Source organism: Novosphingobium gossypii, assembly GCF_050433305.1.
GTDB lineage: Bacteria > Pseudomonadota > Alphaproteobacteria > Sphingomonadales > Sphingomonadaceae > Novosphingobium > Novosphingobium gossypii.
In genome coordinates this window covers 107009-119427 of the sequence record NZ_JBNPXM010000006.1, presented here as the reverse complement: position 1 = coordinate 119427, position 12419 = coordinate 107009, and the positions used below count along the sequence as shown (strand labels likewise).

Below are 12419 nucleotides of genomic sequence, written 5' to 3'. Positions count from 1 at the left end.
AGTGCGCCGCATTCAGCCGGCTCTTGTGGTGGTACGGACCCATGCGCCGGCCTCTGCGCTGGCTACCCACTGCACGGCGTTGCCGACCAGACGGCGATAATGCGGATTGCTGAAAGTCTCGGCGCTGTCGCCGGGCTGGATGTAAACGAGTGGGCTGTTGCCTGCGGGCTTCGCCCATGCCAGCAGCGGGTTGAACCGCGTCGGCGACCAAGGATCGCCCTCGCCATCGGCAAGACGGCGCACCGCCCGGCGAGCGGATTGGAACAGGTCGAGCGGCACGTCCTCTGCCACGCGCAGCAGGGGGGTAAAGGCTGGATCGTCGAACACCTGTTGCAGATACAGCTCGTCCACAAGGCCGAAATTCTCCGGAAGGCCTGCCGTTACCGGATGGTCTTCGTCGGCAACTTTCGCGGTATAGGCGAAGTCGCCCACGTATCCTGAGTCTGCACGCGCCTGCCCGTCGACAAGCGCATCGCGATAGAGGAATTGCCCGCCGATCGCCTCGGCATAAGGCGGCCACGCGGGCCAGCCAGCGATGGCATGGTGCAGCATGACCATGCCCTTGCCCTGCTTCATCAATGCCTCGAACCCTCGCGTGAAGTACGCCGGCGGCTCCATGAAGGCGGGGCGTTCGGCGATGGGTGCGCGGAAATCCAGTCCCGGCATGTCGTGGAACAGGATTGCGTCGTAGCGCGCCATCTGTTCGGGGTTCAGCAGCACGGCGGCGGCGGGCTGGTCCACCATCGTGGGTTCGCAGTCGACAGCGCGCAGCATCGCCTCCAGGGCATCGCGCGCAAAGGCGTGGCCTTTGACGACCACGAAAAGTTCGATGCGATCTTCCTTGCGGGTCATGCGGAGCGGCCCTCGATCAGCGTGCGCGGAAACGGATGGGCAGTTCGCGCAGCGGCAGCGTCAGGAAATTGGCACGATGGATCGGTTCTGTCAGCGGTCGGACCAGCTCGATATCCTCCAGCCGGTCGAGGATCGCGAGCACGCCGATGGCGATTTCCTGACGGGCCAGAACCGCCCCGACGCAGAAGTGGGCGCCCGCCCCGAAGGCAAGGTGCGTGCCTGCATTGCTGCGCGCCATGTCGAACATGTGCGGGCAGGCAAACTTCGCAGCATCGCGGTTGGCGGCGCCGTAGCGGACGATCACAACCGAGCCTTCCGGGATCAGCGTGCCGCTCAGTTCGACGTCGCGTGTGGCGCGGCGGCGCAGGCCCTGGGTGGGGCTTTCGTACCGGATCACTTCCTCGACGAAGTTCTTGATCCGGCTGCGGTCCGCGCGCAGCTGCGCCATCTGATCGGGGTGGTTCAGCAATTGCATCAGCGCATGGCCGATGGCCGTCATAGTCGATTCGAAACCGCCGCCGATGAGCTGGCTCATCACGCTTTGCAGTTCCGCCATCGACAGCGGCTCCTCGTTCTCGTTGTGCGCCGTCGCCAGCGCGGAAATCCAGTCGCCTGTGGGGTTTTCCCGCCGTTCCTCGAACAGACGTGCAAGATGATGCTGCGCTTCCAGTTCGATGTCCGCGTTGCGCAGCAACTGCTCCTCGTCCATCACGTAGGACGCCGGGGCGAGCATGGAGTCGGCCCATTTCTTGAACGTCGCCACCTGGTCCGACGGCAGACCCATTTCTTCCGCCAGTATCGTGCCGGGCAGCAGCATCGCGTACTCGCTGATAAAGTCGCACTCGCCGCGCGCGGCGAATCCATCGATCAGGCGATGTGCGGTTTCCTCGATGTGCGGCGTCATTTCGCGCACGCGCCCCACAGTGAACACGCGGTCCACCAGTTTGCGGTAGCGGCCATGATCGGGCGCATCGGTGCGTTGCAGGGTGGAGATATGCGGCCAACCGCGCTCCTCCATGTAGACGCGCAGCTTTTCCGCGTTTTCCGGTCCTTGCAGCGAGGCGCGATCGACCTTGTTGGAAAAGGTTTTCGCATCCATCAGCACCGCGCGAAGGTCGGCATAGCGGGAAACGATGTAGAAGCCGGTTTCGGGCATCCGGTAGATGCCGGGCGCCTCGTGCATGGCATCGTACATCGCGAAAGGGTCGCTCTGCGTCATGGGGTCGAGCAGGCTGAATTGCTGCAGACGATCTAGCGCGTCGAGATCGGTCATGTCCGTATCTTCTCCCATTTTTATGGCAGAAAGCTTAGTGCGTTTGACTTAAGATTAAAACCGGAATGTTGGCATATGGCGCGCTTGGCCAAAAGATGTTCAAATGCGGTCGTTACCATAGCCTCTGCGTTAAAGATGCGCCTACTGGCTTGGTCGGCGGTGTGAAAGAGTTCACCTGAGGTCCGCCATCAAAGATCGACAGTAAGTCGATTGCCTTATGCTCTTGCGCGCGATACGTGTCTGGCAAAAGGACTTTGATAAGGAGCCTGCCGTGGGAAGGCTGGAAGGTCGCGTCGCTGTCGTTACCGGCGGGGCGCAGGGAATCGGCAGCGCCTGCGTCGCGCGGCTGGCGGCTGAGGGCGCGCTGGTGGTGTCGACCGACATCGCCGCGCAGCCGGAAGGCGCGTATGGCGCGGCGCTGTGCATGATCCACGACGTGCGGGACGAAGCACAATGGATCGACGCCATGAGCGAAACCGTGGCCCGGTTCGGGAGGCTCGACATCCTGGTCAACAATGCCGGGATCACCGGCGCGCAGCCGATCGAGGAGGTTACGCTCGACCACTGGAATACGATGCTGGCGATCAACCTGACCGGCACGATGCTGGGCTGCAAGCATGGCGTCCTGGCGATGCGGGGTAATCCGGGCGGGCCATGCGGCTCGATCGTCAACATCTCCTCGATGGCGGGCTTCATCGGCATGGCGCAAACGCCCGCCTACAACGCCACCAAGGGCGGGATACGGCTGCTGACGAAGTCGGTCGCGGTGCGCTGTGCCGGCGAATATGGCGCGATACGCTGTAACTCCCTGCATCCGGGCGCCATCGACACGCCGATCCACGAACGGCGGCTGTCGTCCGCGCCGGATCGGCAGGCGGCGCGCGCGGCGATGGACGGGCTTCAGCCGCTGGGCCGCATGGGCACGGCGGATGAGATGGCGGCCTGCGTCGCGTTCCTCGCCAGCGACGATGCCAGCTTCGTCACCGGAACCGAACTGGTGGCGGACGGGGGATGGCTGGCCGACGGCGGCTCGACGCGCCTGCCGCCTACCGTGATGCGGCAGGAGGATGCAGGATGAGCGAGGTGGAGGCTCTGTTCAAGCCGCTGCGCATCGGCACTTTGGAGATACCCAACCGCATCGCCATGGCGCCGATGACGCGCGAATTCGCCCCCGGTGGCGTGCCAGGCGCGGACGTCGCCGCCTATTACCGCCGCCGGGCCGAGGGCGGGGCGGGACTGATCATCACCGAAGGTATGGCGGTCAACGCAGCCGGAGCGCATGACGGGCCGATACCGCTGTTCTATCAACCCGAAACGCTGGCTGCCTGCCGCGCCATCGTGGAGGCGGTACAGGGCGCGGGCGCGCGCATCATGCCGCAACTCTGGCATGTCGGCGTGCAGGACTCGCCGACCCAGGTCAATCCGCAGACGATCAAGCAACGTCCGGCGCGCGTCGGCCCGTCCGGGCTACTGGGCACCGGCGAGATCGGCGGCGAAACGCTCGACGAGAGCGGCATCGCCGATACCGTCGCCGACTTCGCGCGAGCCACGGCGGCGTCGCGGCAGGCAGGCTTCGACGGGGTCGAGATCCATGGCGCGCACGGCTATCTGCCAGACCAGTTCCTGTGGGACCGCACCAACCGCCGCTCCGACGGTTACGGCGGTGACGTGCGTGAAAGGACGCGCTTCGTCGCCGAACTTGTCCGCGCGTGCAAGATAGCAGGCGGGGGTGACTTTCCTCTCGTGCTGCGCATGTCGCAGTGGAAGAGCTTCGACTACGATGCTCGCCTGGCGCAGAGCCCGGCCGACCTGGAAGCTCTGCTGGTGCCTATCGCGGAGGCGGGGGTGGATGCGTTTCACTGTTCCACCAGGCGCTTCTGGGAGCCGGCCTTTGCAGGCGATCCGCTGACTTTGGCGGGCTGGTTCCGCAAGATTACGGGCAAGCCCACGATAGCGGTCGGCTCGGTAACACTGGAGCACGACTTCAAGGCCGGCAAGACAGAAGCGACCGGCGGTATCGCTGAAAGCGCAACGCGCAGCCGTGACGTCGAGACCGTCGCCCGGGCTATTGCACAGGGTGAGTTCGACATGATCGCGGTAGGGCGGGCGATGATTGCCAATCCGGACTGGGCTGCTCTCGTGCGCGCGGGTGAAGCGCACCGCCTGCGCCCCTTCGCTCGCGATATGCTGGCGGCGCTGGAGTAGTCAGCGGGCAGTAGCCACCATCCGGGCCCTGCCGTCGCGCGTATAAACGAGGTTGATGCTGGTGAACGTCACCGCCTCCGTCCCGTCGTCCAGCACCACGGCGTATCGCGTCATCGCGGTGCCGCGATCGGTCCGGGTTGTCGAGGGTTGAAGGCTGACGATCTCGCTGGTGACATGGATCGTATCCCCGGCACGGATGGCCCGCTTCAGGCGCAGTTCGTCCCAACCTACGCCGCAAACCCAGTCGATGTCCCAGTTGATCTCATGGTCCATCTGCCGCCACAGCGCGAGCACATGGATGCCGCTGGCGACGACTTCGCCGAAGACGGATTCCTGTGCGCTTTCGGGGTCGGTGTGGAACCACTGCGGATCGTACTTGCGCGCGAAATTCAGCATCTCCTCGCGTGTGACGGTGCGCGACGCCGACTTGCGGAACTCTCCGAGCTCAAGATCCTCGAACGTGCGAAAGGGTCTGGCGGGAACGAAAGGCTGCGTCACAGTTTTCCTTCGCGTTTCTCTTCCAGCATGCGGGCAAGCCCTTGCTGGCTGACGGTGGCGATAAGGGTGCCGTCGCGCCGGAAGATGTTGCCGCGCCCCAGCGCCATCGCGTCCGACGCGGCCGGGCTGTCGAGCGCGTAGAGCATCCATTCGTCCACGCGAAATTCGTCGTGGAACCAGATGGCGTGATCGAGGCTGCTGCTTTGCAGGAAGTCGTTTGCCCAGCCGATACCCAGTGGTCCCAGCGCCGTGTGGAAGATGTGCAGGTCGGACGCGTAGGCCAGCAGCCGCTGCTGTACGTGCAGCGGTCCGTCAATGGTGCCGTGAAAGCGAAACCAGAAGTTGCGGGTGGGGGGCCGCACCTCGCGCTCGTCGAAGGGAAACATGCCGATCGGGCGCCAGTCCACCTGCTGGCGGCGGCGCCAGAACGGGCGGTGCCTTGCAGGCATGCGATCGCCGTACCGCGCGACAAGCTCTGCCAGGCTGGTCAGACCTTCGGGCTCGGGCGCATCTGGCATGGTGAAGCCGTGCCGGGCAGCAGGTTCGGGCGCCTTGAACGATGCCATCATGTTGAGAATCGGCGCGCCGTCCTGCGTCATGCGGATGGTGCGGTTGGAAAAGCTGCGCCCGTCGCTTTCGCGCGTCACGGAAAACTCCAAGGGCCTGTCGATCAGGCCGGGCTGGAGGAAATAGGCGTGCAGGCTATGCGCGATCTTGTCTGGCGGCGCGGTCCGCTGCGCGGCGGCAAGGCTTTGCGACAGCGCCATGCCGCCGTAGAGGCGCAGCAGGCCGCTGGGAACCGGGGCAACGTGGAACTGGTCCGGGCCGATCTCCTCGAAGTCGTAGGCCAGCCGGCGTTCCTGTTCGGGGTCGTCGATGTAGGGATTGGTTTCGAGCAAGGTTTCATCCGTTTGCGTCATCGTGCGAGATGCCGTTCCACCATTCCTCTAAAGACCGGCAGCGGTGCCGGATCAAGTGCAGGGCGATGCTTTCATGCGCCCGGTCAGCCTGCGACGCGCAGTGTCTCGAAGCCGAAACCACAGTCGGGATCGACGATCTGGAGAAGTTCGACGACATTGCCGTCGCAGTCCCTGCCGTAGGTCGCCCGCGTCGCCGCTGAGCCGCCGGGCGGGCAGTTGAACGCCATGCCCAATGCCGACAGCCGTTCGTACTCGGCAACGACGTCGTCGCAATAGAGGCACAAGTGCGTGATGCCCCGGTCACACATGCGCGGGCGCACGTCCTGCGGGTCGTTGCTGGAATACTCGAACACCTCAATGTGCAGGTTGCCAAGGCGGATCATTTCATAGCGCGCACTGCTGTCCCTGAGTCCGACCATCATGTCGATGCGCTCGTTTCCGGGCTGCCAACCGCCTTCCTTGCCGGCACGCTCGAACCCGAACCAGCGCTGGTAGTGATCCACGAACCGATCGAGATCGGGCGTGGAGATGGCAAGATGGTGGACGCCGCGGATCACGCTGCAGCCCTTGCGGCCTTCACCGCTGTTACGATCTCGGCGTTGGTGGGGTTGCGGCGCAGGGTTAGACCGCCGTTCACTTGCAGCACCTGCCCGCTCATGAAGCAGGCGTCGCTGGCCAGCCATGCCACGGCCTCGGCGATATCCTCGCTGGTGCCGACGCGCCCCAGGGGGTATTCCTTGGCGAACGTATCGATGATGGCGGTGTTCCTGGCGGCCTTCTCGGTCATCGGCGTCGCGGTGAAACCGGGCGCGACGGAGTTGGCGCGGATGCCGCGGTGGCCGAATTCGTTGGCGACACAGCGGATCACATGGTCGGCGCCCGCCTTTGTGCCCATGTAGGCGGCGTGGTCCTCCAGCATGATCGAAGCCGTGGCGGACGAGATCTGGATCAGCGAACCGCGGTCGCGCATCACCCGCAGCATGGCCTGATAGAACAGGATCGCACCGGTGAATTGCAGCGCGGTCATCTGCTCTATCTCGGCCTTGGTGGTGTCCAGAAAGGGCTTCAGCAGCCCCCATCCCGTGGCGTTCACGGCGATATCGACGCCGCCGTAAGTGGCGCGGGCCGCATCGCCGAGCCGGGCCAGGGCCGCTTCGTCGGTAAGGTCGCACCCGGTCACGGCAAGCCCGCCGATCTCAATAGCAAGGCGTTCCAGTTCCTCAGACTTGCGGCCCGCGACGATCACTGTCGCACCGTCTGCGGCGAGACGGCGGGCGATCACCTGCGCCATGTTGTCCCGGTTCGCCGCGCCCGCGACGACAGCGACTTTCCCTGCCAGATCGGCCATGCATGTTCTCCCGTATGACGTATTGTCGGCTGCGCGGTCCTGCGCGCAGCTGCGCCTCAGTCCTTTTGCACCCAGTCGTCCAGCACCTGCTCCACACGGGCGTGTTCCGGCACCCGGTTCAGGCCGATGCGGCGGTCCAGCTCTTCATGCCAGTGATAGATGCGGCGCTCCTGGTAGTTGAGCGGCATGCCCTTGAACCCCGGGCTTTCCAGCGATTCCTGGATCTGGGGCGCATACTGAAGATCCTCGTAGAGAATGCGCTCCCAGTTGCTGAGGCGGGTGGGCCATAGGGGATGGGGATTGTCGGGGTCGTGATCGGGTGCAAGCCAGCTTGAGACAACGCGCGTGCGCTTGGTTCCGATCGGCCAGAATTGCAGGATCGGGATGCCGGTGGGCGCAGGCGGCATGATGAAGTTGGGATAGATCTGGTAGCTGACATTGTTGTTCGCCGGGAACTCCGTGATCGAGGCGATCGTCGGCATCCCCACGGTACCGGGATCGACCCAGTCAGGGCGGCGGTTCGGTGTCGCCATGCGGCTGTGGCCGCCGGGCCAGAGAGTGACGATCATGGCGCGGTGATCGAGGAAGCGGTCCACCGTGTTGATGTGGATGGACTTGAGGTGGTACACTTCGAGGAACGCGTCGAGCAGCACCTTGACGTTGCAGTCCACCTCGTAGCTGCGGCTGTCGACAAGGCGCAGCTTGTCCAGTTCGAACTGTTCAAGCTGCTCGGCCATCGGGCCGATGTGCTCGATCAGCGGCTGGGCGTCGGCATCGCGGTTGATGAAGATCAGCGATCCAAGCAGTTCGCAGCGCACCTGCACGAGCGAGCGGCACGACATGTCGAGATCGACGAAATCGCGCTTGTCGCGCACTGCCGTCAGCTTGCCGTCCAGCGTGTAGCTCCAGCCATGATAGCCGCACACGAAGCCGCGCCCTTCGCCCGCTTCTTCGGTGACGAGGGGGGCGCCGCGATGCTGGCAGGTGTTGTAGAAGGCCTTCACCTCGCCCTTCAGTGTGCGGGCCACGATAATCGGGACGCCTGAATTGCGCGTGAGGAACCACGAACCGGGATTGGGGATCTGATCGACATGGCCGGCATAGAGCCAGGCTTTGTCCCACATCATTTCCTTTTCCAGCCGGAGAAATTCGGGGTCAGTGTAGCGCGTGCCCGGAATGTCGGGCAGCTTGGGAAAGCCGTCGGGCGGCCCCTTGCGATCACGCTCATACTCCATGCGCGCGAAATCGTTCTCGGGCTTTTGATCTGCGACCAGATCGAGCATCGGCCTTCTCTCCCTTGCCTTACGCTCCGTCGTCGTGCGAAGCGGGCGGCGACATAATCAAAACATACATGAATGTTTGATTCTGCCGTTGCGATGCTTGCGATCCTACCGCTGGCGCGATAAAACAGTCAACAGTGATTGTAATATCGTCGCCTAGACAGTCGGGCGCCTCAGCCCTGGCCGAATTGCGCATCCCGCTTGGCGGTGTAGGCGGCGATTCCCTCGCGGCTGTCGGCGCTGGCAAGGGTGGCCTTGCCCCAGGCGTTGCCGACTGCCAGCGCCTGCCCCGTGTTCATTCCGGTGGAGAGTTCGTAAAGCTCGCGGCCGTTGTTGATGGCCTGCCAGCTGTTCACCAACATCGCCTGTGTCACCTCCAGCGCGCGGTTGAGCAGGGCGTCGCCCGGCACCACTTCGGTGACGACGCCAAGTTCGTAGAGGCGGCGCGCGGGCAGCAGTTCACCGGTCATGATCATGGCCAGCGCCGTGGCGCGCGGCACCTGCGTGGCCAGCCGCTGGATCCCTCCGGCAAAGGCGAAAAGGCCGCGCTTCACCTCGCTCAGCCCCATCAGAGCGTGTTCGGCGGCAAAAACCATGTCGCAGGCCATCATGATCTCGAAGCCGCCCGCGACGGCGGTGCCGTTGATCGCGGCAATGAGCGGCTTGGAGCGGCGGCGTTCGGTGATGCCGCCAAAGCCGCGCCCTGGTATCAGGCCATGGCCCGCACCGATCTGCTCGGCTTCCTTGAGGTCCATGCCGGAGCAGAAGGCGCGATTACCGGTGCCGGTCACGATCACGGCGCCGACCTTCGGATCGGCCTCTGCGTCAGAGATCGCCTGGTCCATCAAGCGCGAGGTGGCCGCGTCGAGCGCGTTGCGCGCATGGTCGCGGTCGATGGTGAGCAGGCATACGGCGCTGCGACGCTCCACGATAAGGCCGGCCATGACAGTCATCTCCCCAGATCACGCGGCGATGGCAGTTCCATGTGCATCATGCGATTCGCCGCAAGTTCATAAAAAGCGATAATACGGGAAGAGGGTCAATTGAAAGCTTTTGAAAAGCTGTATCACCACGGTATCATCGTCGACGATATAGATGCCGCGATGACGGATCTTGGAAAAGGACTTGGAGTCGATTGGGTGCCTGTCCGCCAGTTCGATCCAATACGCGTATGGTTACCCGAGGCGGGCTGGTCTGAAGCACATCTTGAGGTCACCTATTCGCGGCAGGGACCGATCCACGTCGAACTGATACAGGCACGGGCGGGCGGCGCTTATGATGCGCTGCGAGCGGTCTCTAAGGCACATGTCGGTGCGTGGAGCCACGATGTCGGAGCCGATGTGGAGGCGCTGCTGGCCGAAGGCTGGCGCCTCATCGCCGCCGGCGCTTCTCCCAAGCATCGTTACGGACAGATGGCCTATCTGGCGCGGGAAGGAAGGCCGGTTCTGGAGCTGGTGGGGGAACCGGTCCGCCCGATGATCGAAGCCTGGATCAACGCATGAGCGGCGCTGCGATCCCTCTCGCGGAGCAGCCCCAAGAGACATCCGCGCCGGTCATCGACCCCGAGCCTGCGCCCAGCGCGGCGGCATGGTACCTGATCTTCGTGCTGACGCTGGCCTATACTGCCAGCTTCGTGGACCGACAGGTGCTGAACCTGCTGGTGGCGCCGCTGAAAGCGGACTTCGGGCTTTCCGACACGCGCCTCAGCCTGTTGCAGGGGCTGGCGTTCACTGCCGCCTACATCCTGTTCAGCCCGCTGTTCGGGCGGCTGGCGGATACCGGCAGCCGCAAGCGCATCCTGATCGGCGGGGCAATGCTGTGGAGCCTTGGCACCAGCCTTTGCGGCCTTGCGCGCGGGTACTGGCAACTGTTCTTCGCCCGCGCGGCAGTTGGCGGCGCCGAGGCGAGCATCACCCCGGCGGCGTGGTCGATCATCGCCGACAGCTTCCCCACACGCATGATCCCGCGGGCCTTCAGCATCTTCCTGATGGGCCCTTACATCGGCGGCGGCATCGCCCTGATCTTCGGCGGGCTGCTGCTGGAAGCGGCGCAAGGCTGGGATCTGGCGGCGGTCCCCTATCTAGGCGCGCTGCGACCGTGGCAGGTGGTTTTCCTTGTCGCGGGACTGCCCGGCGTCCTTATCGCGTTGATGATGCTGCGGATCCGCGAACCCATCCGCAAGCTGGCTCCGCGCGATGGCGCGCAGATGCCCTTCGCCCAGGTCTGGCGCACATTTGCAGACAGGCGGGATTTCTACGGCAATTTCTACGCCGGGATGGCATCCTTGGTGATCGTCCTTTACGCTTTTCCCGCGTGGATGCCGGCGATGCTGATGCGCCGCTTCGGAGCCAGCGCTGCTACGGTGGGCGTGCAGTACGGGGTTGCGGTCCTCGTCACCGGCTCGATCGGGGTGCTGGCAGGGCCGGTCATCGCCGGCTGGATGCAGCGGCGCGGCTATATCGACGCCTTGATGCGGGTGCCGTTCTTTGCGGCGCTGGCGCTGATCCCGATCTCTTTCGCGCTCGCTTTAGTGCCTTCCTACGAAATGGCGATCGCGGTGGCCACGCTGGCGAGCTTCACCTATTCCCTGCCACAGGCACTGGCGTCGTCCGGCTTGCAGATGGTGACGCCCAACCGGATGCGCGGTATTTCGTCATCGGTCTACGTGTTCGTCGCCAGCGTGATGGGGCTGGGTGCGGCACCGACCCTCGTGGCGCTGCTGACTGACCACGTCTTCGCGGACGAGCGCAGCGTGGGGCTGTCGCTTTCCGTCACCTGCGCCATTGCCAGCGCGGCCTCGGCGTTCTTCGTCAGCCGGGCGCTGAAAGGATACCGGCGGGTGCTGGCGTTGCAGTGACGGGGACATTGGGTAGCGAGCAGAGCGGGGGCATCACACCGTCGCCATGCTGCCCAGAACCACCGTTGCCTGACTGGACAGGGTGCCGCCATTGCCATGCGCCAGCGCCACATCGACGCCGGGGATCTGGTTCGCCGCCTCGCCCCTGATCTGGCGGGCGGCTTCGATGATGGCGAACAGGCCGTACATGCCGGGATGGCAGCACGACAGGCCGCCTCCGTTAGTGTTTACAGGCAGGCTGCCGCCCGGCGCGATGGCGCCGCTGCTGACGAAGCGCCCGCCTTCGCCCTTGGGACAGAAGCCCAGGTCTTCGAGGAAAAGGATCGTGTTGATCGTGAACGCATCGTAGAGCTGTGCCGTGCGGACGTCCGATGGGATCACGCCTGCCATCGCCATTGCCCGAGCGCCCGATTCCCGGGCGGCGGTAACGGTGACGTCCTTTGCCTGCGCGATAGAATTCCACCACGTAGCTGCCGCCGCGCCCAGCACCGGCACAGGAGGTCGGGCCAGATCGCGCGCCCGGTCGGTACGGGTCATCACGATTGCCGCCGCGCCGTCGGTGACGAGGCAGCAGTCGCGCACGGAGATCGGAGTGCTGACCATGCGCGCGGCAAGGCAGTCCTCCAGCGTCAACGGTCCTTGGGCGAAGGCTTCCGGGTTGGTGTTCGCCCAGGCCCGCGCTGCCAGCGCCACGGCGGCAAGGTCTTCGCGGGTGGTGCCGTATTCGTGCATGTGCCGCGCGGCGGCCAGCGCATAGGAAGTAAGGGGGAACAGCGGCGCGTAAGGCGCATCCCAACCGTTGCTGGTGATCCGGGTGGCCAGCTTGCCGCCGATGCTGCGCTGGTTGGATCCGTAGGCGATCAGCGCGCAGTCGATGTAGCCCGCGTCCAGCATCATCGCCGCCACCGCCATGTGGCTCATGAAGGCGGAGCCGCCGGTTCGGTTATTGTCGGTATAGCGCGGCTGCAGGCCAAGGTATTCGGCGAAGGACAGGCCGGCGAAGAAGTCGTCGGGCTGGCAGATGAACAGCGCATCGACCTGAGACAACGTCAGCCCGGCATCGGCCACGGCCAGCAGCGCGGCCTGTGCGGTCAGTTCCATCGAACTGTAGCCCGGCATCTCGCCAAGGCCGAAGGTGGCAAGGCCGGCGATGGCCGTGCGGGCGCGGGGGAACGTGTCGGCCATG

Annotated in this window: 13 protein-coding genes; 4 read left to right on the top strand and 9 right to left on the bottom strand. The window is 64.7% G+C overall.

The window, feature by feature from the left end; all coding sequences use genetic code 11:
- Positions 1 to 12 precede the first annotated feature (12 nt).
- Together GGR40_RS12965 and GGR40_RS12960 are read right to left on the bottom strand one after the other, a co-directional pair.
- Entirely contained in the window at positions 13 to 852 is an 840-nt protein-coding gene (locus GGR40_RS12965) for a ThuA domain-containing protein (RefSeq protein ID WP_429276658.1), read from the bottom strand.
- 16 nt (positions 853 to 868) lie between these two features.
- Positions 869 to 2125 carry a cytochrome P450 gene (locus GGR40_RS12960; protein WP_429276657.1) on the bottom strand — a complete coding sequence of 419 codons (1257 nt, stop codon included), beginning with the start codon at positions 2123 to 2125 and terminating at the stop codon, positions 869 to 871.
- A gap of 271 nt (positions 2126 to 2396) precedes the next feature.
- Between GGR40_RS12960 and GGR40_RS12955 the strand changes: the two genes are divergently transcribed.
- Together GGR40_RS12955 and GGR40_RS12950 are read left to right on the top strand one after the other, a co-directional pair.
- Complete coding sequence (locus GGR40_RS12955) at positions 2397 to 3203, top strand: SDR family NAD(P)-dependent oxidoreductase (protein WP_429276656.1); 807 nt, start codon at positions 2397 to 2399, stop codon at positions 3201 to 3203.
- A complete protein-coding gene (locus GGR40_RS12950; RefSeq protein ID WP_429276655.1) occupies positions 3200 to 4330 on the top strand; it encodes an oxidoreductase in 1131 nt (376 codons plus the stop codon). The genes GGR40_RS12955 and GGR40_RS12950 overlap by 4 nt, the downstream gene beginning before the upstream one ends.
- Here the strand turns inward: GGR40_RS12950 and GGR40_RS12945 are convergent, their stop codons facing one another.
- The 6 genes from GGR40_RS12945 to GGR40_RS12920 form a co-directional block, all read right to left on the bottom strand.
- The gene (locus GGR40_RS12945; RefSeq protein WP_429276654.1) at positions 4331 to 4828 is read right to left on the bottom strand and encodes a MaoC/PaaZ C-terminal domain-containing protein; all 498 of its coding nucleotides are present in this window, start codon (positions 4826 to 4828) and stop codon (positions 4331 to 4333) included.
- Positions 4825 to 5727 carry an acyl-CoA thioesterase gene (locus tag GGR40_RS12940; protein WP_429276653.1) on the bottom strand — a complete coding sequence of 301 codons (903 nt, stop codon included), beginning with the start codon at positions 5725 to 5727 and terminating at the stop codon, positions 4825 to 4827. Before GGR40_RS12940 ends, GGR40_RS12945 begins: the two co-directional genes overlap by 4 nt.
- A 104-nt stretch (positions 5728 to 5831) precedes the next feature.
- On the bottom strand, positions 5832 to 6305 hold the full coding sequence (locus tag GGR40_RS12935; RefSeq protein ID WP_429276652.1) for a VOC family protein: 474 nt from the start codon (positions 6303 to 6305) through the stop codon (positions 5832 to 5834).
- Positions 6302 to 7096 (bottom strand): SDR family oxidoreductase, encoded by a 795-nt coding sequence (locus GGR40_RS12930; protein ID WP_429276651.1) that lies wholly within the window; start codon positions 7094 to 7096, stop codon positions 6302 to 6304. Before GGR40_RS12930 ends, GGR40_RS12935 begins: the two co-directional genes overlap by 4 nt.
- Positions 7097 to 7152: 56 nt before the next feature.
- Positions 7153 to 8379 carry an aromatic ring-hydroxylating oxygenase subunit alpha gene (locus tag GGR40_RS12925; RefSeq protein ID WP_429276650.1) on the bottom strand — a complete coding sequence of 409 codons (1227 nt, stop codon included), beginning with the start codon at positions 8377 to 8379 and terminating at the stop codon, positions 7153 to 7155.
- Positions 8380 to 8549: 170 nt separating this feature from the next.
- On the bottom strand, positions 8550 to 9320 hold the full coding sequence (locus tag GGR40_RS12920) for an enoyl-CoA hydratase/isomerase family protein (protein ID WP_429276649.1): 771 nt from the start codon (positions 9318 to 9320) through the stop codon (positions 8550 to 8552).
- Positions 9321 to 9419: 99 nt separating this feature from the next.
- Between GGR40_RS12920 and GGR40_RS12915 the strand changes: the two genes are divergently transcribed.
- Positions 9420 to 9878, top strand: coding sequence for a VOC family protein (locus GGR40_RS12915; protein WP_429276648.1), 459 nt, complete (start codon positions 9420 to 9422; stop codon positions 9876 to 9878).
- Complete coding sequence (locus GGR40_RS12910; protein ID WP_429276647.1) at positions 9875 to 11233, top strand: spinster family MFS transporter; 1359 nt, start codon at positions 9875 to 9877, stop codon at positions 11231 to 11233. Before GGR40_RS12915 ends, GGR40_RS12910 begins: the two co-directional genes overlap by 4 nt.
- A 33-nt stretch (positions 11234 to 11266) precedes the next feature.
- Here GGR40_RS12910 and GGR40_RS12905 read toward each other — a convergent pair whose 3' ends face one another.
- Positions 11267 to 12418: an acetyl-CoA acetyltransferase gene (locus GGR40_RS12905; protein ID WP_429276646.1), complete on the bottom strand. Its 1152-nt coding sequence runs from the start codon at positions 12416 to 12418 to the stop codon at positions 11267 to 11269.
- Position 12419: the final 1 nt, after the last annotated feature.